Origin of the sequence: Providencia sp. PROV116, from assembly GCF_028482485.1 — a bacterium.
Lineage (GTDB): Bacteria > Pseudomonadota > Gammaproteobacteria > Enterobacterales > Enterobacteriaceae > Providencia > Providencia rettgeri.
Genome location: NZ_JAMPQO010000035.1, coordinates 17,004 through 36,977, shown reverse-complemented (window position 1 = coordinate 36,977; position 19,974 = coordinate 17,004). Strand labels below are relative to the sequence as shown.

Sequence of the window (19,974 nt, the reverse complement as noted above, 5' to 3'; positions counted from 1 at the left end):
ATGGATTAGCGAGCTAACCAGCCACCATCAACAGCAATGGTATAACCATTAATATAGTCGCTTGCTTTGGAGGCTAAAAAGATGGCTGGTCCTGCTAAATCCTCAGGTGTTCCCCAACGACCTGCAGGAATGCGCTCTAAGATAGCCGCGTTGCGGTCTGCATCTGCGCGTAGTGCTGCTGTGTTGTCTGTTGCCATGTAACCTGGGGCGATTGCATTCACATTAATGTTGTATTGGGAAAGCTCAGTAGCAAGAGCACGAGTGAGCCCCATGACAGCTGACTTGCTTGCTGTGTAAGATGGAACCCGAATACCACCTTGGAATGAAAGCATTGATGCAATATTAATAATTTTCCCGCCATTACCTTGCTTCACGAATTGGCGTGCAACACGTTGAGATAAAAAGAATAAGGTTTTTTGATTAATATTAATCACATCGTCCCAATCTTTTTCACTAAACTCTAATAAGTCTTCACGGCGAATAATACCCGCATTATTGACAAGGATATCAACATGGCCCATAGCGGATACCGCATCATCAACTAAAGTTTGTAACCCGTCTTGTTCCATTAAATTCATGATAATATAGTGAAATTTACGGCCTAAAGCTTCAACTTGAGTACGTGTTTCAGGGGCATCTTGAATACCAACCCCGACAATATCCGCGCCTGCTTGGGCTAAACCAATTGCCATCCCTTGACCTAAACCGGTATTACATCCAGTGACAATCGCAACTTTTCCTGTTAAATCAAATAAGTTCATCTGTGCCTCACTTACGATGTGGCAGTACTGCCACATCGTTTTTTATTATGTTAAAAAGATAAAAGGTTATTTCAGATCTTTCATCGCGACATGGTCCATATCGTGGAATACCTGGTTTTCCCCAACCATTCCCCATATAAATGTATAAGCCGCGGTTCCCACTCCTGAGTGAATAGACCAGCTTGGACTAATGACGGCTTGTTCATTACGAACAACAATATGGCGGGTTTCCGAAGGCTCACCCATATAATGGAAAACAACGTTGTCTTCTTGCATATTGAAATACAGATACACTTCCATACGGCGCTCATGGGTATGGCATGGCATGGTATTCCATAAGCTACCGGGTTCGAGTACTGTCATGCCCATTGATAATTGGCAGGTTGGTAAAATAGATGGGTGTAAGAATTTATAAATGGTTCGAACGTTACAATTTTCAACATGACCCAATTTTTCTGGTGAAGCTTGTTCGATAGTAATTTTGCGTGTTGGATAGGTATGGTGTGCAGGAGCACTGTTCATATAAAAACGTGCAGGGGTAATGGCATCGTTACTGATAAACTCGACAGATTTAGCACCCATACCAATATAAATAGCTTCTTTTGGTGCGATATCATAAGTTTCGCTGTCAACGATAACTTGACCAGCCCCCCCAATATTAATTGCACCCAGTTCACGACGCTCAAGAAAGAACTCAACGCCTAATGCTTTTCCTGCCATAAGAGCGAGTGGCTTTTGTGTTGGAACAATGCCGCCCACAATGATGCGGTCGATATGGCTATAAGTGAGATTCATTTCCCCTTCACGGAACAAGTTCTCGATCAGGAACTGTTTGCGTAAGCCTTCAGTATCAAGTGTTTTTGCATGCTCGCTGTGAATTGGTTGACGAATTTCCATTATAAATACCTCATGATTTACTGATAGGTAACCAACCTTAATGGTCGGTATCCCCGAATACAGAGTGAACGTGTTCACCTCTGATGAATGTGTCTGTTAGATAAAAATTATTATCAACAACGGCAAAATTAGCTTGAGCCCCAACTCGGATGTAGCCAAATTGGTCATCAATTCCAAGGTATTGAGCGGGGACCGATGTGGCCATTTGTACAGCTTCCCACTCAGGAACATGAGCGAGTTGCACCATATTGCGCAATGCGTTATCAAGGCTACATGTACTGCCTGCAAGAGAGCCATCGGCTGTGCGAGCTTGCCCTTGCGTGACTTTTACCGTTTGTGCCCCAAGGGCATAATCACCATCTGGTAGGCCGCCAGCTCGCATACAATCTGTGATTAAAGCGAGCCGCTGATAACCTTTCATTCGATACGCTAGCTGCATCATGACGGGATGAACATGAACGCCATCGGCAATCAGTTCCGCAAGAACATCGTGGTACAACACTGCGCCACAGCAACCGGGTTCTCTATGGTGTAAACTGGTCATCCCGTTATAAAGATGCACACCACAATCTGCTCCTTGGGAAAATGCAAGACTGGTTTGCATGAAATCGGCGGCGGTATGTGCAACACTGGTTTTAATACCGTGTTGTACTAACCAATCAATAGCCTCAATGGCGCCTTCAGCTTCAGGTGCAACTGCAACACGCAAAAGTGTGTGATTAGCACATTGCATAAGGTCTTCTAATTCATGAATGGTCGGCGATTTTAAGTACTTAACAGGATGTGAGCCTCGATGACGTTCAGTGAAGTAAGGGCCTTCTAAAAAACTGCCGACTAATTGAGCTCCTGATGTTTGCGGCTTGGTGATAAATTCACACACTTGGGTGAGTGCGCGTTTAATATCATTCATTGGTGCGGTGACGGTGGTTCCTACCCAAGCCACAACGCCGGTTTTGACTAATGCATCAGCAATGGTTTGCAACCCTTGTTGGCTTGCATCCATGACATCTGCACCAGCACGCCCATGAATATGGATATCAACAAATCCCGGCAGTAAGGAGCGGTCTTCAAGACGGATAACAGGGCAGTGTTCGGGAGCAGTATCCGTAATTTCCTGTATAACACCGTTGCACACTCGAACATACTGCTGATAGCGAATTCCTTCAGGAGTAAAGGTGCGATCCGCTAAAATGGCATATTGCTTTTTCATAGGCCATCTTCTTCAAATTCAGGCTCTGATATCATCGCCAGTTGCTGACGTAGGTCTTGGATACTGCTAGTACCAATATCCTGTAAGATAGAAAGAAGTTCTTTCGCATCAACGCCTTCACGTTCTAATGCCGCATTGACGATCATCGGCAAATTAACTCCAGCTAAAACTTCAACGGATTTATCTTCCATCATAATTGCCATAGCGCGGTTACAAGGGGTTCCACCAGGAAGGTCGGTAAGAAAAAGTACTTGTTCACAATTCATGGCGTCCATTGCTGCTCGCATTTGTTGTTCCAATTCGTCGGGAGAAAGGGTTTCAACAAAATCAATAAACACCATATTTTCCTGTTCACCTGCGATGGCTTTGACGGCGGAAGCCATACCGCTCGCAAAATTAATGTGCCCAGAAACAATCAAACCAATCATTTATAACTCCTTGCTGGTGGGTAACTTTGCTACCCACCTAAAAACAATTTAATACGATTTTGTTACATCACACCAAGTACATGGCCAATAACACCGAAGGCTAAGACAGAGAAGATAAGTACTGGCGGTTTTGCCCAAAAGCCTGTCCCTTTCACCATTTTGAACATCAAAAAGACAAGACACAGAGGGAGTAAATTAGGCATGATTTTGTCAAACAAGGCGGTTTGTAGTTCGACCACTTTGCCACCCACCTCGACAGCAGCGGTGGTTTGTACTTTTATGAAGGTGGCGGAAAGCGCCCCGATGACAAAAATCCCCATGATGTTGGCGGCTTTAGCGAGTTTTTCTGTTGCATCGCTCATGTTAACCATCGCTGCAGTACCTGCACGATATCCCATGAACATCAAACCGAAATAGACAAAAAAGTGAACAATTTGGTACAAAAAGAAGAAAACGAATGGGCCGGCAATTGAGCCTTCCATTGCGATAGATGCACCTAATGCTAAAGTCAGTGGCATCAGTGTCATATGGTCGATAGCATCGCCAATTCCACCTGTTGGGCCCATGCCTGCCACTTTCATGACGTTGACCGTAGAAGGTTTCTCTTTGTTTTCTTCCATGGCAACGGCAGTACCAAGTAAGAAAGTAAATAATTTTGGACTCGCATTGAAAAACTGTAAGTGATTTTTCAGTGCGGTTGCATAATCGCGTTTGTTATTACCATGAATTTTGCGTAGGGCTGGGATGATGGAGAATGCAAAGCCACCTCCTTGCATACGTTCAAAGTTAAAGTTACCTTCCATAAATAGCCCACGAAAAGCACAGCGCCATAGATCGCCTTTCGTGATGACTTTGCGGACAGTGGTATCTTGATATTCATCAACGCCATCAACGTAGGATTCCACAGGTAAGTTTTTTGTTTCTACTGTTGTTTTGTTATCAGATACCATCTTCAAAATCCTCATTTTGTTGTGAGTTATTCTTGTTGTTGTTACCGCTGAAGAAGTAATACAGAGCCGCCGCAGATGCGCCGAGTATTGCTACTGCCATAATTGGCAGTTTGAGATAAGTGGTCATAACGAAACCAACAAAGAACACACCCGCCACTTCTTTTGACCACATAATTTTCAACAACATCGCGAAGCCAATTGCTGGAACCATTTTCGCCCCAATACCTAAGCCTTCGAGGAGCACTTTTGGTGTATTTTCATCAATCCACTGTGCTGCGTGTTCACCGAAGTAAACCGTTACAAAGGCGACGATCGCGTAGAGTAAAGAACGAACGGTAATTGTGGCGACTAATAACCGAGAGATCCCCGCCGCATCGGCTTTTTCAGCGTAGCGGTCAGCTTTACCCATGGTGAACGCGGTAATAGCAAAAAAGCCGATAATGATCATTTGCATGAGAACGGCAATTGGCATACCAATCCCCATCGCTACCGCTGGTGATTGATTAGTCATAATGGCAAATGCAACGGCGGCGATAGTGCCTAAAGTAACATCAGGTGGCTGAGCCCCTGCATTTGGAACAAGCCCAAGCCAAGCTAATTCTAATGTTGCACCCGCAATTAAACCGACTTGCATATCACCCATAATCAGGCCAACAACAGGCCCTGTGATCAGTGGGCGGTGGATATTGAGTGCAACGTCATACTTATCTATACCGCAAAAGAAGGCCCATAAAGCCACAAGAGAAGCTTCATAAATCATAATAGTTTTCCTTAAACGCCTTAGTGTTAAGTTGTTATCTCAATCTGCTTATGCTGATGCGAGAGTAAGAACATTAACGGGGGTTTGATCGGGAGTATTTTGAATCGTGCAAGCGACTCCTTTGTCGACAAGCCGACGAAATGCTTCTAAGTCGCGCTCATCCACAGACACTGTTTTGGTAATTTGGCGTTTTCCTTCATGGAAGTGCATATTGCCAACATTACAGTGAGTGATAGGAACGCCGCCTTCGACAAGGCGGGCAACATCTGTTGGGTTATTGCAAAGAATAAAGATTTTTTGACGAGGAGACGCTTTGTGAATGACATCGATAGTTTTTTCGATAGAGAAAAATCGGACGGCATATTCTCCACCCGCGGAGGCTTTCATTCCTGCTTGCATAAAAGCAGCATTAGGGCCATCCGCAGCATCATCATTAGCGACAAGAATTAAATTTGCTTCAGTGTGTTTACCCCAAGTGATTCGAATTTGCCCATGTAATAAACGCTCATCGATTCGGGTCCAGACAATATTTGGTGCGTGCATATAATTGCTCTCTTATTATTAGCTATATTTATCATTAAGAAGGCATGACGCCATCTTCTTGATATGAGAACGGGTAAATAGTGACACCTTGAACAACTCGATTAATTTCTCCGGTTGGAGATGGGTTATCCGGTGTATTCCCCAGTGCAATGGAACTATGGAATGCAAAGGCCTGCGCTAACATTAAATAAGGGAAAAATAGGGCTGAGTCTGAGCATTGCTCCATTTTTTTAATATAAACAAAACTTTCCTCTATTTGTGTGTCATCGGAAGAGGAGGTGACCGCGATCACTTTTGCTGAAGCATTATCGTGAATTACCTCTCTTAATAAGTCAGTTTCATACTGTCTAGTGTATTTATCGTTTGACAGAAACAGCACGATTAACGTTTCCTTATTGACGATAGATTTCGGTCCATGGCGAAAGCCTAACGGTGTGTCGAAGTTAGCAACGACCTTACCAGCTGTTAATTCCAACATTTTTAGAGCGGCTTCTTGTGCAAGACCTTGTAGGCCACCACTACCTAAATAAATGACTCGTTTAAATTTACCCGCGTATTCTTCCCGGATACGGTGGTTAAATTGAGTAAAAATGTCGTGATAATCGTAGAAATAAGGTTTAATTTCGTTTAAATAGAAGGATTCTGTTAAGAAAATACACAGTGCCGCCATCATCATGGATGAAAAGCTTGAAGTCATGGCTAATGAACGGTCATTTGACTCTTCAGGCATTAAAATGGCTAATGCATTGGTATTATTTTGGCAATAACGATATAGCTGTCCTTGCTCGTTACAGGTTAAAACTAAGTGGTAACATTGAGTGAGGCATTTTTCTGCCACATCGAGGGCGGCAACACTTTCGGGGCTATTGCCTGAGCGAGCAAAAGAAATTAGTAACGTTGGTACGTCTTCCGCTAAATATTCTTTTGGATCAGCGACTAAATCCGTGGTGGCAATGGCATCCACTCGGCGTTTTAAATGACCGGTGAGAACGGGGGCAAGAGCGCGGCCAGCGAAAGCCGATGTTCCAGCACCCGTCATGATAATGCGTGCGTCCGATGCCTGAAGCACTTTAGCTAAAAATGTATCAATTTCAGTACGTTGCTCTTGTATTAGCTGGTTTGTTTTTTCCCAGCATTCAGGTTGTTGCTCAATTTCTTTTGCTGTCCAGAATGCGTTTAGCTTTTCGAGCTCGGGTGTTTGATAGCTTAAATATTCCATGTCAAACCTCAGTGACTAAATTTACATGCATCGGCATATACCGAAAGTACGTCGCGAATTTTTGCAAAAATAAAGGATTTCGCTGAGCCATCGAGCATGCCTTCTCTTAATTGTTTGAATTGATGCGGCATGTATTGGCTTAAAAGTGGTAACGGGATTGGTTTTGAAGATAAGTTAGCCATCAGTATTTCTATGGCTTGGTTAATTTCTTTATCAGGCCAGTAATAACGAATACGGTCACTAAAGCTATAAACGCGAGCAAAAGCTTGCTGCTGGGCATCACCATGGTAGTATTTTTGCCAAAATTCGGGCTCACGACACATCAACTGTTCCATTTTCTCTTTTAAGTGAGAACACTGTTCTGCCGGGAACATTTCATTCTCAATTTCACATAGAGAATAGAGGGCTTCTCGCATAGCAAATGTTAAAGCCGGACCAACTTTTAAAATGGCAAAGTGGTCTTGAACGAGCTGCTTATAAGCATCAGGTGTTTGGTAATCGGTTGAGTGTGCTTCAAAAACGAGATGAGGGTAGTCATCAACCACTTGACTTAATGCTTGTGCTTTTTCGGGTTGATAATCAATAACACCAGTATGGTCAAATTCCACACCCGGTTGAACGACGAGGCCAATAACACGTGCCCAACAGTCACCGACACCTGCTTTTTCGAACGCTTTCGCATGGCAGTCTAAGGTTTTTCTCGCGGCTTGTGGGGCTGTGATTTCAACGCCTTCAAGCGCTTCAGTTGCTCCACCTGGTACGGGGACTTCAGTACCAATAACATACACGATATCGCTGTAACCAAATTTTTCTTTGGCGGTTTTTTCTGCAACAACAGCGAGTCGGGCGGCACGTTGTGCAACGATTTCATCCGTGAGTGGAACGGGGTCATCTGCGCAGGACATACTACAGTCAAGGTGGATTTTTTTGAATCCTGCGGCAACGTAATGTTCAATTAGAACATCGGCATTATCCATGGCATCAGCGGCCTTAAGCCCTTGCCAACGATTCGGACCTAAATGGTCACCACCAAGAATTAACTTATTCAGAGGGAAATTAATTTTTTCTGCTTTTTCAACTACATAATTGAAAAAATCAGCCGGAGTCATACCCGTATAGCCACCAAATTGGTCAACTTGATTTGATGTGGCTTCAATTAAAAGAAAGGAATCATCATCCAGCGCTTGGTGCAATGAAGCTTCAATAACAAATGGGTGGGCTGAGCAAACAGAATAAATACCATTCTGTTTACCAAGTTTATTTTGCTGAACAATCTTTTCTAAAGGATGCATTAATACTAACTCCACAATCAACACGGTTGTATTGTTAATGGAGTTAGCGAATTATTGCTCTTTATCGACGATGATTACTTCAATTTTATGGTTTTTCAACTCTTGGACATATTCATCAGGGATCCCAGAGTCTGTCACCAAAACATCAATATCAGCGAATTCACGGATCATATGACAACTGCGTTTACCAAATTTCGTAGAATCAGCAACCGCAATAACTGTTTCCGAGATTTCACACATTAACCGGTTAAGGCTAGCTTCCTGTTCATTGTGTGTCGTGATACCAACGCGTAAATCGAAACCATCAACCCCAAGAAAAACCTTGTCAAAACGATAATTTCTGAGGCTATTTTCTGCTTGTGAGCCAGAAAACGATAAAGCATTTTTGCGCAATGCGCCGCCAGTCATTAGTACATCAACGCCTGCGGCTGTTGCTAACTCCATTGCGACATCTAAACCGTTAGTCATGACAACGACGTTATCCCGCGACTTTAAGTGTGTCGCAATTTCTCGTGTCGTTGTCCCCGAGTCTAAAATGATCGTGTCGCCATCATTAATGAGCGCGGCGGCTGCTTTCCCTATTAATGTTTTTGTGCCCGCATTTTGCCCACGTTTTTCGTGGATGCTTAGTTCAGCAATAAACCCAGTATTTGGAATTGCTGCCCCATGGGAGCGGACCACATAACCATTCTTTTCAAGAAAGCTTAAATCGCTACGGATGGTGACACTTGAAACTTTAAATATTTCGGCTAAATCTTCGACTCGTGCTTTACCTTGTTGGTTAATCATGTCGAGGATTTCCATGCGCCGTTCAACTGCCGCTTTCACTTTCATCTCCTTACGAAATCAAATGATTTACTTTCATTTGATTTCGAATTAAGTTTACTACGCTAAAAAATACCGACAACGAAAAAAAACAAAACTTTTGATCTCTTTCACAAAGTTTCGATTTGTATGCTGTTTGCTTACGGATATTTTCAAATTTTAAATATCATATCTTCGAATAAGAAAGTATCCAATCAATAAAGTCGTAATAACTGTACTTTTACTAAGCAAACTCCGTGTTTTACATCAATATTAGCAATTTTTGCAAAAAGTTAGCTAAATATAAGCTCAAAAATTGGCATAAAGTGTGATGGCGGTATTTGAAGTTCGAAAGGAATAGAAATTTCTTTAAAACAAAAAACATAAATTAGTGGCATGTTGTACGTTATTTATACTCTTTTCAATGTTTTTAACTCAAACTGAACTCTTTCAAATTCTTTCATTTTCTTATTTTGTGATTTCAATCTCTTTTGATTTTTCGTGTTTTGCGTAATGCTATAAAAATAACCTGACTATTTCGGATTAATTTAAATGCCTGCAAACCAACCCTCTTACTTTCATATGATGGCGAAACCCACCAGCTATCGCTGTAATATTAAATGTGAATACTGTTTTTATCTTGAAAAAGAAAATGTGTTTCACGAGCAACCTGCGCAAGATCAACATGACGTTATGCCTGATAACGTGCTACGTCGTTATATCAAAGACTATATCCAGTCCCATGCTGGTGAGCAGGTAGATTTTTCATGGCAAGGTGGGGAGCCAACACTTGCAGGTCTTGAATTTTTTGAGCGGGTTGTTAAGTACCAAAAGCAATATGCTCAAGGAAAAACGATCACGAATAGTATGCAAACGAACGCCATTGCGATTAATCGACAATGGGCGCAGTTTTTTGCAGACCACGGTTTTTTAATCGGTGTATCAATTGATGGCTTAGAAGCTGTTCATGATAAATATCGAATTTCCGTTAATGGTAACCCAACTTTTGAACGCGTGAAGAAAGCCATTCAGCTTTTGATTGAATATGATGTTGAATTTAATACGTTAACCGTAGTTAATGACCAAAATTGGCGAAAGGGAAAAGAAACGTACCAAGCCTTGAAAGCATTGGGTTCCACTTTTTTTCAGTTTATCCCCATTGTTGAGGTGGATAGGCGTTTTCCACAGACCCAAGGTGGTCATTATGCTCCTGGGCCAAATGCAGTGATGGCGCCATTTTCAGTACCCGCGGAGGGGTATGGGCAGTTTATGGCTGATGTTTTTGATGAATGGATCCATCAAGGAGACATTGGCAAAATTTATATTCGTCTTTTTGATAGCTTATTAGGTACTTGGATGGGCTACCCAGCATCAACCTGTGTGCAATCTAAAACGTGTGGGCAAGCACTGATTATTGAATCTAATGGGGATGTCTATTCCTGTGACCACTATGTGTACCCTGCAAATCGGTTAGGTAACGTACAACAACACTCCCTTTCCCGTATTGTTTCCTCTAAGCAGCAAGTCCGTTTTGGGCAAAATAAATATGACAAGCTAACTAATCTTTGCCAGCGCTGTGAGGTTCAAAGTCTTTGTTATGGTGGTTGTCCTAAGCACCGGATCACGGCGATAGAAGGTGAAAAATATCGCCATAACTATTTATGTCGTTCATATAAAAAGATTTTTCATCATACCGCTTTAGGTATGCAGTTAATGCGTCAAGCGATATCGGGTGGTGCTTTAGCCAGTGATGCACTTGGCGCAATACAGCGTGCTTACAAGTAATAATAATATTATCTGGAGATATTTTTGTGAGATTACCTTCTATGAAGAAAAGCCTATTAGCTGGGTTGATAGCCGCAAGCAGCTTAGTGCCTCCCATTACAGCGAATGCAGGTGGGACACCGGAAAAGCCGAATGTTTTACTGATTGTTATGGATGATTTAGGAACAGGGCAGCTCGATTTTGTGCTTGATAGCCTTGATGTCACAGAACTCGCACAGCGCCCATCACCACAGCGTTATCAAGGTGATATTAATAAGATGGTGGAAGCGGCCAGAACGGCGATGCCAAATGTCGCTGATATGGCAGCAGGTGGAATTAAGATGACCAATGCATTTGTTGCTCATCCTGTTTGCGGTCCATCACGAGCTGGCATTTTTACAGGGCGCTCTCCCGCAAGCTTTGGCACTTACAGTAATGACGATGCGATGTTAGGTATTCCACAAGATATCAAACTATTACCTGCATTATTCCAAGAAAACGGCTATGCCACCGCTAGCATTGGGAAATGGCATAATGCCAAGGTATTGAAAAAGCCTAAAATTGTAGCAGAAAAGCAAACCCGCGATTATCACGATAATATGATTTCAACACCGGAGCCAGGTTTTGCCCCCCATGAAAGAGGTTTCGATTATGCGTATAGTTTCTATGCATCAGGAGCGGCACTTTGGAACTCCCCTGCAATGTGGCGAAATGGTGAAAACGTGCCAGCCCCCGGCTACACCACGCATTTGTTAACGGATGAAGCCATTAAATTCATTGATGGGCACAAGGATAAACCTTTTTTTATCAACCTTTCATATAGTGTGCCGCACATTCCGTTAGAAGAAGCTTCTCCAGCGAAATATATGGATAAATTCAATACGGGTAATGTTGAAGCCGACAAATATTTTGCTGCGCTAAATGCAGCCGATGAGGGAATAGGTAAAATTATCAATACACTAAAGGAAAATGGCGAATTAGATAATACGCTAATTTTCTTTATTTCAGACAATGGTGCGGTACATGAGTCGCCAATGCCAATGAATGCGATGGATAAAGGCTTTAAAGGACAAATGTTTAATGGTGGTGTACGCGTTCCATTTGTTGCTTATTGGCCAGGGCATATTCCTGCGGGTAAACACAGTGATGCGATGGTTTCAGCGATTGATATCTTACCAACCGCATTACAAAGCGCAGGGATCACCATACCCGATAGTATGAAGGTTGAAGGCAAAAATATTATGCCACTCTTAACGGGAAAAACAGAAAAGTCGCCACATAATTATTTGTATTGGACAGGGCCAGGGACGAAACATTACAGCGAAGAAAACCAAGATTTTTGGCATGGTTACCATGAATGGATCACTTATCAACGCAAAGAAATTCCAAACAACCCTAATTTAGAAAAACTATCGAAAGGTTCATGGGCTATCCGTGATGGAGAATGGGCACTTTATTTTTATGATGATGGTTCTAACCAGCTCCAATTATTCAATGATAAACAAAACCCAGCCGAATCAAATAATTTAGCAGCTCAATATCCAGAAAAAGTAAAAGAGTTGAAATCTGCTTATTATCAATGGATTAAAGATAAACCAAAACCTGTCGTATGGGGACAAGATCGTTACCAAGTCCTGATTGAATCAGCAAGATAAATACAAAACTTTGTTTTATTCTGCGCGCAAGGATGCGCCTGTCTGCACCATAGAGAAATACGTATGACAATACCGACTGAACGCCCAAAACTACCTTATGAGCATCCAGATATAAAAATTTATCAGAAATTATTCAAAGAGAATATCATTCGAAGATTAATTAGAAAGTCAGCCTATCAATGTAACGATGAGGACATCACCAAAGCCTTTCAAGATGAAAACAAACCTCTTTCAGTTCTTTGCGAATTATTAGTGTGCTATACCGCGGAAGCTTTTGTTCATTATCAGGCTTGGGGCTACTCTCATGCCTATTACCCTGGCAGCCCAGGCCAACAAACTGTGCGAACAGATGCGCTAGAAGGCGTTAGCCGGGTACTGCCTTTGTTCGCTGTATGGTTAGTCCATAGCCGAAAAAACGTATTAAATGGGTTAAATTTAGCGCCGATTGACCTTCCTGAGATTATTAAAAATGCATTTTTGCATGGCACTGACCCCAATCATAAAGGCTATTGGGGAAAGCTTGACAATTATGACCAAAAAATTTGTGAGTCGGCAGACTTAGCGCTGACGCTTTGGTTAAGCCGTGAGTGGGTATGGGAAAAATTGGATACACCTGCGCAACAGCAAATTATTACATGGTTTGAACAGGTTAATCATTGCGATATTGTTGATAACAACTGGCACCTTTTTCCACTTACCGTGCAATTTGTGATCCGAGCACTCACCGGCCGAGATACTATTGCAATGTGGCGGTATGAAAGAGTGAAACAATTTTACGTGGGTGATGGTTGGTTTCGAGATGGTGCAAAGGGTAACTTTGATTACTACAATGCATGGGGTTTTTACTATTCACTATATTGGCTTAATCAAATTTGCCCTCATTTCGATGATGAGTTCATTCGTAGTTCCTTAAATCAGTTTAACCATCATTATCGTTATCTTATGACACCACAAGGCATTCCATTTTTTGGCCGCAGTGCATGTTATCGCCTCGCGGTGTCCGCGCCTTTATTAGCCGGTGTTGATTTAGGTGGGGATGCTGTGAGTGTGGGGGAGGCTAAAAAAGCACTAGAAAGTACTTTGCGTTATTTTATTGGTCATGGTGCCTTAAAAGCGGGAGCGCCAACTCAAGGTTTATTTAGCTATGATGCCCGCCTAGTCGATAATTACAGTGGTCCTGCGAGTAGTTTTTGGTCATTACGTGCTGTAATTATTGCTTTGTATTGTGGCAATCGAATTCAACTTTGGGATAGCCCTTGTAGCCCACTGCCAGTTGAAAGCTCAGACTTTCATTTCGAAATACCATCAATTGCGGTAACGGTTATTGGTGTGAAAGAAACACAAGAGGTCACCGTGATATTTCGTGAAGATTACCTCAAACAGCAATCCCCATTGACGCGCCGCTTAGAGAAACAATTATGCTCACATAAAGTAATTGAAACGCTACTAGGCCAATCAAAACGACCTAAAAACAACTTGTTACGTAAAGGAGTGACAAGTTATAGCTCTAAAATGACTCACTACTTCTAATCTTCCTTTCATTTGCTTTCAGTGCGAAAGGAATGGAAATGTGATTTAGATCTTTTACCTTTCTGTTTCTTTCGTTTAATATTGTTCGAAATCAATCGAAAGGTGAGAGGCGATTATGTACTTGGTATCTACCCGTAATATGTTGAACAAAGCTCAACTGGGAGGCTATGCAGTTCCCGCATTTAATATTCATAATTTAGAAACTATTCAAGTTGTCATGGAAACTGCCGCAGAAATGGCATCCCCGGTTATTTTAGCTGGCACACCGAGTACCTTTTCTTATGCAGGAAGTGACTATTTGATAGCAATCTGCCAGCAGGCCGCTGAGCGTTATAAAGTCCCAGTGGCTTTGCATCTCGACCATCATGAAGATATTCCAGACATTTTCCAGAAAGTCTCCGCGGGTGTGCGCTCTGCGATGATTGATGCTTCTCATTTTCCGTTTGAAGAAAATATTCAAATTGTTAAACGGGTTGTTGATTTTTGCCATCAATGGGACTGTACGGTTGAGGCTGAACTAGGGCGTTTAGGTGGGCAAGAAGATGACTTAGTTGTCGATGCTGCAGATGCACTTTTCACCGACCCTGATGCTGCCGTAACTTTTATTCAAAGAACCGGTATTGATTCCTTAGCTGTTGCCATCGGAACCGCTCACGGCATGTACAAAAGTGAGCCTCATTTGGATTTTGTTAGGCTAGATGCGATCCGTAAGAAAACAGATTTACCGTTAGTTCTGCATGGTGCTTCGGGGATCCCTGATGCGGATGTTAGGCACTGTATTGACCTTGGAATTTGTAAAGTCAATGTCGCAACAGAACTCAAAATTGCGTTTTCTGATGCCATTAAGCAGTACTTCATTGAAAACCCAGAAGCCACTGACCCACGCCATTACTTGGTTCCCGGAAAGGCGGCGATGAAAGCGGTGGTGATGGATAAAATTCGTGTTTGCAAAAGTGATGGAACACTTTAACAAGTAAAAATTATCTGGATTTGCTGAGTATACAACCCAAATTTATTGCGGATGATCCGTAATAACTTTCTTTGAAAATAAAAGGAATGTCATGAAACAAGTTGCTGTTTTGCTCGCGGATGGCTTTGAGGAAGGGGAAGCGGTCGTTTTCATTGATATCATGCGTCGGCTAGATATTCATGTTGATGTGCTGTCTTGCATGGATTCGCTTATTTTAAATACGTATTTTGGTACTAAAATTAGTGCAGATTATCTGTTAGTCGATAAGTTATCCCATACTTATGATGCCATCATGATGCCAGGGGGCCCAAAAGGAACTGACCGCTTGTATGCGAATGAAAAAGTAGTTGATTTTCTTCGTCGGCATATACATGAGGATAAGTATATTTGTGCGCTATGTTCTTCAGGTGCGAAGGTGTTAGCGGCTCATGGGTTACTGGAAGGACGGCATTATAGTACAGGAGATAAGCTGGCTGAAAAATTTGATGATGGTATCTATGTCGACCAAGATGTTGTTGTTGATGGAAAATTTATTAGTGCAAAAGGGCTTGGTGTAAGCTTTGAATTTGCATTTACCGTCGCAAAACATTTGCTTGCTGATAATATTGATAAAGTGGATTGGCAGGCTAAACATATATATTTTAAACATTGGCCGCTTTCCTATCTATAATTTTTATTGGTAACTACGTACTTTTATATCGGCAATAAAGGTAATAAATAAAGCGGAATAATATTTTCCCCCGCTTTATTTTTATCAACTAGTCGAATGAAAATAAAAATAGAGAATTAATAGTGTATGAAGCTATTTTTTATCATGAGAAGAATAAATCATAATTTATAAATATCATAACAATTAGATTTAAATTAGAAATTTTCCGTTATAAACATTAATCTGGTCAGATATATAATCACCGGTAAGGAATGAAAATGCGGAATATTGCTATTACAAAAAATAATATTATTTCTGGCTTTCAATGGTTCTTTTTTATCTTTTGTAATACGGTTGTTATTCCCCCGACGTTACAGTCTGCTTTTCATTTGTCACCACAAACCACGTTTGTTATTACTCAGTATGCTTTCTTATTAACAGCTTTAGCTTGCTTGTTGCAAGCATTTATAGGACATAAACGCTCCATAATGGAAGGGCCTACAGGGCTGTGGTGGGCAACAATTTTAACCGTTACTTTGTCAGAATCTATGCAAGGAACTCCTCTTGAGACGATTGGATGGAGTTTGGCAATGGGAATTTTTCTGTCTGGGATTATTACCATTCTTATTGGCCTAAGTGGTCTTGGTGGTTGGTTAGCGGGTTTATTCAAACCAGGTGTGCTGGTGGTATTTATGTTTTTACTTGGCGCACAGTTGGTCACTATTTTTTTAAAGGGGATGCTAGGGCTACCCTTTGGTATTGGTAGTGAGAATATTACAGTTAATTATCCTGTATTCTTTTTGGCGCTCGCAGTATTAGTATTTGTGATAGGCATCATTGTGTATTTACCCGTGAATATTGGTAAATATGCATTATTGATTGGAACAATCACAGGGTGGGTTGCTTATAGTGGGTTATTTGGTAGCACGATATCATCTGTTTCATCAGGAGAATGGGTGCTATTTCCATTAGGCCGCTCTGATGAAATTAATGTAAGTATTGTGATAACAGCGATTTTGGCTGGGATATTAAACACATCAAATACGTTTGGAGCAATGCGCGGAACGGATGTTTTTTACCCTAACTCATTACCCGTTAAATCCTTATATCGACGCAGTTTTATGATGTCAGGAGTCGTAACAATATTAGCAGCGCCGATAGGCGTAGTGCCTTTTTCACCGTTTGTCTCATCTATTGGTTTAATTACTCAAACAAAAGACAGTTCACGTATCTCTTTTACGATTGGCAGCCTTATTTTCTTATGCGTGGGGGGCGTTGCGGTATTGACTCAATTTTTCCGATCTTTGCCGTTAGCCATTGGTAGTGCGGTTATGTTAGCAACTTATTTGCCGTTGCTATTTTCTTCATTTTCATTTCTTGCGGATATGAAACTGAATGCACGTAATATTTATCGCCTCGCATTACCTATTTTTATTGGCATTTTTTTGATGTCAGCCCCTGCTGCGGTACTAAATTCGTTACCAACAATGTTTAGTTCTTTACTGGGTAATGGGCTACTTATGGGTATTATATTGGCTCTTATTTTAGAAAATACGATCAAGTGGGATAAAATCTCCTAAATAATAAAAGAGCACTAAGCGGTTGTGCAGCTAATGCTCTTTTTCAGTAAAATTCTAACGACCTAAATAACCATCCCAATCTTTCCAAACGGGCTGTAAACCGGCTTGCACAAGTGCATTCGCTACTTGTGCGGCACTGCGGTTATCATTTGGAGAAAATTGTTCTAGCTCTTCTTTGGTATCTGCATAGCCGCCTGGTTGGGTTTTCGAGCCGGCACTGACGTTGTTAATTGCCAATGGCACCACGTTATCACGGAAATAAGGTGATTCACGGGTTGAGAGTGAAAGCTCTACATTTGGCGCCAGTAAGCGAAAAGCACAAATTAATTGCACTAATTCGGCTTCATTCATCAGTGATGCAGGTTCAACACCACCCGCACAAGGGCGTAAGCGAGGAAAAGAGATAGAATAACGACTTTGCCAGTAGTATTGCTGTAGGTACAACAAATGTTCTGCAACCATATAGCAATCAGTACGCCAACTGTTTGATAAACCAATTAACGCACCAAGGCCGATTTTATCTATACCCGCTTCTCCTAAGCGTTCTGGCGTGGCTAAGCGCCAGTGAAAATCCTGTTTTTTGCCTTTGAGGTGATGGAGTTGATACGTGGGTTCATGGTAGGTTTCTTGATAAACCATCACACCATCTAACCCCAGAGTTTTTAATTCCTTATATTCATCTGTGCTTAATGGCTGCACTTCCATCATTAAGGAACTGAAATAAGGGCGAATGATGGGGAATGTGTGACGAAAATAGTCCATACCCACTTTACTCTGGTGCTCTCCGGTGACTAGCAATAAGCTATCGAAACCAATTTTGCGAATGGTTTCGCACTCATTGATAATTTCAGCGTCATTTAGCGTTTTACGTTTAATTTTATTACTCATCGAAAAACCGCAATAAGTACAATCGTTTGCGCATAGGTTCGATAAATAAAGTGGCACATAAAACCCAACGGCATGGCCAAAGCGTTGTCGGGTGAGTTTCTGAGCTTTTTGTGCCATCAGCTCAATATAGGGACGGGCAGCAGGGGAAAGCAGTGCCATAAAATCATCGAGTGTGAGTATATCCACCGCCAAAGCATGTTCTACATCGGCAGGTGTTTTACTGTTTATCCGCAGTGTCATATCGTCCCAATCCAGTTCTTGTAAGCGTTCTTGGAAACTTGGGATCATGATAAGGCCCCTAAGAAACTGGTCAATGGGCTGGACGCTTGCGCCTGTTGCTTCGGCGTAGCTAAACCACTTTGATAAGCTAATTCAGCCGCTTCGACCGCGAGTTTAAACGCTTTTGCCATGAGTACAGGTTGTTTTGCTACAGCGATTGCAGTGTTGACTAAAACGGCATCAGCGCCCATTTCGATGGCTTCTGCCGCATGGCTTGGTGCACCAATTCCGGCATCTACAACGACAGGTACAGAAGCTTGTTCAATAATGATACGGAGCATTTCTTTCGTTGCTAAGCCTTTGTTTGTGCCAATCGGTGCACCTAATGGCATCACAGCGGCACAGCCAACTTCTTCTAAACGACGGCATAACACCGGGTCTGCGCTGCAATAAGGCAATACAACAAATCCCTCTTTAACGAGCTGCTCTGCGGCGAGTAATGTCTCGATGGGATCCGGTAGTAAATAACGCATATCTGGATGGATTTCGAGTTTGACCCAGTTAGTACCAAGGGCTTCACGAGCTAGGCGTGCAGCAAATATCGCCTCTTGGGCATTTTTCGCCCCTGAGGTATTCGGTAATAATTTCACGCCCAATTGTTGTAGAGGTTGTAAAATACCGTCATCTTGCCCACGTAAATCAATACGTTTCATTGCCATTGTCACTAATTGACTGCCGGATGCCGCAATGGCGTCTTGCATGAGGCTGGCGCTGGCAAATTTACCTGTTCCAGTAAACAGGCGTGAGTGAAAAGTAAAATCTGCGATTTTTAACATCATTAGCCCCCAGCGATAGCTTGAAACAACAAGATATTATCTTGGTCATTAATGAGATATGAATCCCACTGACTCTTCGGAATGATCACTTGATTGATGGCAAGTGCAGTTCCCACCATTGGGCGATCGAGAGTGGAAAATAATTGATTAACCGTCAGTGGGGCGTCGAATTCCATAGGTTGGTCATTAATTATGATATGCATGCTTCTTCCCGACAGATTGGGCATTGCAATGACGGCATTAATTGCAATGTATTCCATTGTTGCTGTTTTCCATCGAATAAACGCAATTTACCGCTCAGTGCAGAGGGAAGGCCGACAAGTAATTTAATGGCTTCCAGTGCTTGCAACGTGCCGATAATCCCAACCACTGGCCCTAATACCCCAGCAGTGCGGCAGTTGCGTTCGGGTTCATCTTGGTCTGGGTATAAACAGGCATAGCAACCGGTACTAAATGGCGGCTCAAGTACCATTAATTGGCCACCAAACCCAACAGCACTGCCGCTGACTAAGGTTGTATTGGTCATGACACAAGCGGTATTAACTGCATGACGAGTGGCCATGTTATCGCAGCAATCAAGCACTAAGTCGACTTGTTCCGCTAAGGGAATTAAAGTCTCAACATCCAACTTTTGTGCGATAACATGGGTTCTTACCAACGGATTGAGTTGATGTAGCCTATCTGCGGCAAGCTGGGCTTTTGACTGGCCAATATCATCGGTATCGTAAAGTACCTGCCGTTGTAAGTTAGAAACGTGTAAGTCATCGTGGTCAGCTAGCCACAATTCGCCGACACCAGCGCCCGTTAAATAAAGGGATGCGGGAGAGCCTAAGCCCCCTAAACCGACAATTAGGACTTTGCTATTTTTCAGTTTTTGTTGCCCCTCAGGACTGATGTCTTCAAGTAATAGCTGGCGGCTGTAACGCATGAATTCTTGGTCACTTAACATGATTGAATTCCTTAAATCATCATTAGCCCTGTTTTTATGACGATAAACTAGGGCTAATTTTGTGATTAAA

General features: G+C 42.2%; 20 protein-coding genes. 6 read left to right on the top strand and 14 right to left on the bottom strand.

Features of this window, described 5'->3' with window-relative positions:
* Positions 1 to 5: 5 nt before the first annotated feature.
* The 10 genes from kduD to agaR form a co-directional block, all read right to left on the bottom strand.
* Positions 6 to 761 carry a 2-dehydro-3-deoxy-D-gluconate 5-dehydrogenase KduD gene (gene kduD / locus PSE72_RS19165; RefSeq protein WP_115166435.1) on the bottom strand — a complete coding sequence of 252 codons (756 nt, stop codon included), beginning with the start codon at positions 759 to 761 and terminating at the stop codon, positions 6 to 8.
* A 66-nt stretch (positions 762 to 827) separates the two neighbouring features.
* Complete coding sequence (gene kduI, locus PSE72_RS19160; RefSeq protein WP_198642146.1) at positions 828 to 1,658, bottom strand: 5-dehydro-4-deoxy-D-glucuronate isomerase; 831 nt, start codon at positions 1,656 to 1,658, stop codon at positions 828 to 830.
* Between the two features lie 37 nt (positions 1,659 to 1,695).
* Complete coding sequence (gene nagA / locus PSE72_RS19155) at positions 1,696 to 2,868, bottom strand: N-acetylglucosamine-6-phosphate deacetylase (protein WP_115166436.1); 1,173 nt, start codon at positions 2,866 to 2,868, stop codon at positions 1,696 to 1,698.
* Positions 2,865 to 3,296: a PTS galactosamine/N-acetylgalactosamine transporter subunit IIA gene (agaF, locus tag PSE72_RS19150; protein WP_115166437.1), complete on the bottom strand. Its 432-nt coding sequence runs from the start codon at positions 3,294 to 3,296 to the stop codon at positions 2,865 to 2,867. Before agaF ends, nagA begins: the two co-directional genes overlap by 4 nt.
* A gap of 62 nt (positions 3,297 to 3,358) precedes the next feature.
* Entirely contained in the window at positions 3,359 to 4,246 is an 888-nt protein-coding gene (locus tag PSE72_RS19145; protein WP_117163054.1) for a PTS system mannose/fructose/sorbose family transporter subunit IID, read from the bottom strand.
* On the bottom strand, positions 4,236 to 5,006 hold the full coding sequence (agaW, locus tag PSE72_RS19140) for a PTS N-acetylgalactosamine transporter subunit IIC (protein WP_004264436.1): 771 nt from the start codon (positions 5,004 to 5,006) through the stop codon (positions 4,236 to 4,238). The genes PSE72_RS19145 and agaW overlap by 11 nt, the downstream gene beginning before the upstream one ends.
* Positions 5,007 to 5,054: 48 nt before the next feature.
* Positions 5,055 to 5,549 carry a PTS N-acetylgalactosamine transporter subunit IIB gene (gene agaV / locus PSE72_RS19135; protein ID WP_115166439.1) on the bottom strand — a complete coding sequence of 165 codons (495 nt, stop codon included), beginning with the start codon at positions 5,547 to 5,549 and terminating at the stop codon, positions 5,055 to 5,057.
* Positions 5,550 to 5,583: 34 nt separating this feature from the next.
* On the bottom strand, positions 5,584 to 6,768 hold the full coding sequence (locus tag PSE72_RS19130) for an SIS domain-containing protein (RefSeq protein WP_115166440.1): 1,185 nt from the start codon (positions 6,766 to 6,768) through the stop codon (positions 5,584 to 5,586).
* Between the two features lie 8 nt (positions 6,769 to 6,776).
* Positions 6,777 to 8,060: a tagatose-bisphosphate aldolase subunit KbaZ gene (gene kbaZ, locus PSE72_RS19125; RefSeq protein WP_115166441.1), complete on the bottom strand. Its 1,284-nt coding sequence runs from the start codon at positions 8,058 to 8,060 to the stop codon at positions 6,777 to 6,779.
* Positions 8,061 to 8,111: 51 nt separating this feature from the next.
* The gene (gene agaR / locus PSE72_RS19120; protein WP_115166442.1) at positions 8,112 to 8,888 is read right to left on the bottom strand and encodes a transcriptional repressor AgaR; all 777 of its coding nucleotides are present in this window, start codon (positions 8,886 to 8,888) and stop codon (positions 8,112 to 8,114) included.
* A gap of 528 nt (positions 8,889 to 9,416) precedes the next feature.
* Here agaR and PSE72_RS19115 point away from each other — a divergent pair.
* From PSE72_RS19115 to PSE72_RS19090, 6 genes are all read left to right on the top strand, one after another.
* Positions 9,417 to 10,649 (top strand): anaerobic sulfatase maturase, encoded by a 1,233-nt coding sequence (locus PSE72_RS19115; RefSeq protein WP_115166443.1) that lies wholly within the window; start codon positions 9,417 to 9,419, stop codon positions 10,647 to 10,649.
* A gap of 26 nt (positions 10,650 to 10,675) precedes the next feature.
* On the top strand, positions 10,676 to 12,283 hold the full coding sequence (locus PSE72_RS19110) for a sulfatase family protein (protein ID WP_115166444.1): 1,608 nt from the start codon (positions 10,676 to 10,678) through the stop codon (positions 12,281 to 12,283).
* A gap of 63 nt (positions 12,284 to 12,346) precedes the next feature.
* Positions 12,347 to 13,813 carry a DUF2264 domain-containing protein gene (locus tag PSE72_RS19105; protein WP_217007868.1) on the top strand — a complete coding sequence of 489 codons (1,467 nt, stop codon included), beginning with the start codon at positions 12,347 to 12,349 and terminating at the stop codon, positions 13,811 to 13,813.
* A gap of 115 nt (positions 13,814 to 13,928) precedes the next feature.
* Entirely contained in the window at positions 13,929 to 14,783 is an 855-nt protein-coding gene (locus PSE72_RS19100; RefSeq protein WP_115166445.1) for a tagatose bisphosphate family class II aldolase, read from the top strand.
* Positions 14,784 to 14,874: 91 nt separating this feature from the next.
* Positions 14,875 to 15,453, top strand: coding sequence for a DJ-1/PfpI family protein (locus tag PSE72_RS19095; protein WP_198642143.1), 579 nt, complete (start codon positions 14,875 to 14,877; stop codon positions 15,451 to 15,453).
* A gap of 257 nt (positions 15,454 to 15,710) precedes the next feature.
* A complete protein-coding gene (locus tag PSE72_RS19090; RefSeq protein WP_198642142.1) occupies positions 15,711 to 17,012 on the top strand; it encodes a uracil/xanthine transporter in 1,302 nt (433 codons plus the stop codon).
* Positions 17,013 to 17,066: 54 nt separating this feature from the next.
* Here PSE72_RS19090 and thiH read toward each other — a convergent pair whose 3' ends face one another.
* From thiH to PSE72_RS19070, 4 genes are read right to left on the bottom strand one after another with little or no spacing between them, the layout of a single operon-like run.
* Positions 17,067 to 18,188, bottom strand: a complete 1,122-nt coding sequence (gene thiH, locus PSE72_RS19085; RefSeq protein WP_115168238.1) for a 2-iminoacetate synthase ThiH — start codon at positions 18,186 to 18,188, stop codon at positions 17,067 to 17,069.
* Positions 18,185 to 18,955, bottom strand: coding sequence for a thiazole synthase (locus tag PSE72_RS19080; protein ID WP_217007931.1), 771 nt, complete (start codon positions 18,953 to 18,955; stop codon positions 18,185 to 18,187). Before PSE72_RS19080 ends, thiH begins: the two co-directional genes overlap by 4 nt.
* Positions 18,956 to 18,957: 2 nt before the next feature.
* Positions 18,958 to 19,158 (bottom strand): sulfur carrier protein ThiS, encoded by a 201-nt coding sequence (thiS, locus tag PSE72_RS19075; RefSeq protein WP_004265860.1) that lies wholly within the window; start codon positions 19,156 to 19,158, stop codon positions 18,958 to 18,960.
* Positions 19,146 to 19,904, bottom strand: a complete 759-nt coding sequence (locus PSE72_RS19070; RefSeq protein ID WP_115166448.1) for a HesA/MoeB/ThiF family protein — start codon at positions 19,902 to 19,904, stop codon at positions 19,146 to 19,148. Before PSE72_RS19070 ends, thiS begins: the two co-directional genes overlap by 13 nt.
* Positions 19,905 to 19,974 lie beyond the last annotated feature (70 nt).